This window comes from Mycobacterium sp. UM_Kg27 (assembly GCF_000972905.1).
Taxonomy (GTDB): Bacteria; Actinomycetota; Actinomycetes; order Mycobacteriales; family Mycobacteriaceae; genus Mycobacterium.
This window is the reverse complement of record NZ_JRMM01000309.1, coordinates 1-654: the sequence shown is the minus strand read 5'-3', so window position 1 is coordinate 654 and position 654 is coordinate 1. Positions and strand designations below refer to the sequence as shown.

Sequence of the window (654 nt, the reverse complement as noted above, 5' to 3'; positions counted from 1 at the left end):
GTGTTTGTGTTTTCGGGTCAGGGTTCGCATTGGGTGGGGATGGGTCGTCGGTTGTTGGCCGATGAGCCGGTGTTCGCTGCGGCTGTTGATGAGTTGGAGCCGGTGTTTGTCCGGCAGGTGGGTTTTTCGCTGCGTGAGGTGATCGAGCGGGGCGCTGAGATTTCCGGTGATGCGCAGGTGCAGCCGGTGATCATGGGGTTGCAGTTGGCGTTGGCTGCGTTGTGGCGTGCCTATGGGGTTGTGCCGGATGCGGTGATCGGGCATTCGATGGGGGAGGTGTCTGCGGCGGTGGTGGCCGGGGCGCTGACGCCGGAGCAGGGTTTGACGGTGATCGGGGTGCGGTCGCGGTTGATGTCGCGGCAGGCCGGTCAGGGTGCGGTGGCGTTGTTGGAGTTGGATGCCGTTGCTGCCGGTGAGTTGCTGGCGGGTTATCCCGGTGTTGAGGTGGCGGGGTATTTGTCGCCGCGGCAGACGGTGGTGGCCGGTGCGCCCGCGGATGTGGATGCGGTGATCGCTGCGGTGGCTGCTGCGGAGCGGTTTGCGCGGCGGGTGAACATGGAGGTGGCCTCGCATACCGCGTTCATGGATCCGATCCTTGATGAACTGCGCGCCGAACTGGCCGACATCACCCCCCAAACACCACAGATCCCGTTC

General features: G+C 64.8%; 1 protein-coding gene. It reads left to right on the top strand.

Annotated elements, in window-relative coordinates; translation table 11 throughout:
* Window positions 1-654, top strand: a 654-nt coding sequence (locus LI94_RS21400; RefSeq protein WP_036458908.1) for an acyltransferase domain-containing protein, incomplete at both ends; no start/stop codon positions are given.